1 protein-coding gene is annotated in these 307 nt (G+C 47.6%); it reads right to left on the reverse strand.

Annotated elements, in window-relative coordinates:
• Positions 1 to 29: 29 nt before the first annotated feature.
• Positions 30 to 307, reverse strand: a 278-nt coding sequence (locus JEM65_RS22690) for a hypothetical protein (protein ID WP_233530819.1), incomplete at its 5' end; no start/stop codon positions are given.

Raw genomic sequence — 307 nt, forward strand, 5'->3', positions numbered from 1 at the left:
AGACTGGATCTAGATCGAGAATCTAGACCTTATATTCTAAGGATTTGCTTCTCATTCTCGTGCTTGAGTCTAGATTCAATCTTTTCATCACCTTCCGGCAATATGGCACAACCTCCACAATGGGCTCCTGAAGGCACTCTGGACTCTAATATCTCATTCGTGCTGCATTCCTGTCTGCTGCTCACCAAATGCCAGCCGGATACTGCGAGCCCACGGATCTTTGGCAAATCCCCACCAGAGCTACACTCATGAATTGGTCTGAAAACACTCCCCAATGGGCTTCTGATCATTCCAATGCCTTTGGCTG

It is taken from the genome of Gelidibacter salicanalis (assembly GCF_016469035.1).
Classification (GTDB): Bacteria; Bacteroidota; Bacteroidia; order Flavobacteriales; family Flavobacteriaceae; genus Gelidibacter; species Gelidibacter salicanalis_A.